Genomic DNA, 362 nt, shown 5'->3' with positions numbered 1-362 from the left:
TAGGACGTTGCCAGGCTGTAAATATGGAGGATTAGCTCAGCTGGGAGAGCATCTGCCTTACAAGCAGAGGGTCGGCGGTTCGAGCCCGTCATCCTCCACCATATTTACCTATAAATAATATTCCATACTATTTGCCGGGGTAGCTCAATTGGTAGAGCAACTGACTTGTAATCAGTAGGTTGGGGGTTCAAGTCCTCTCGCCGGCACCATACTTCTTGCTTCATTGGTTTTATATTAGCCGAAGCAATAGAGAATCATCTTACGATGAGCCATTAGCTCAGTTGGTAGAGCATCTGACTTTTAATCAGAGGGTCGAAGGTTCGAGTCCTTCATGGCTCACCATTTAAATGAATATGCGGGTG

At 46.1% G+C, this 362-nt stretch carries 3 tRNA genes; all 3 read left to right on the top strand.

What is annotated here, in order from left to right:
* The first annotated feature begins 25 nt into the window (after positions 1-25).
* The 3 genes from COE25_RS29195 to COE25_RS29185 all read left to right on the top strand — a co-directional run bounded on the left by COE25_RS29195 (position 26) and on the right by COE25_RS29185 (position 342).
* Positions 26-101: transfer RNA gene (locus COE25_RS29195), tRNA-Val, on the top strand.
* Positions 102-133: 32 nt separating this feature from the next.
* A tRNA-Thr gene (locus tag COE25_RS29190) sits at positions 134-209 on the top strand.
* A 57-nt stretch (positions 210-266) separates the two neighbouring features.
* A tRNA-Lys gene (locus COE25_RS29185) sits at positions 267-342 on the top strand.
* The last annotated feature ends 20 nt before the right edge of the window (positions 343-362 follow it).

The sequence above is a fragment of the Bacillus sp. AFS031507 genome (genome assembly GCF_002584635.1).
Classification (GTDB): domain Bacteria; phylum Bacillota; class Bacilli; order Bacillales; family Cytobacillaceae; genus Neobacillus.
The sequence above is the reverse complement of the archived record's forward strand: the minus strand, read 5'-3'. Positions and strand labels throughout refer to the sequence as shown.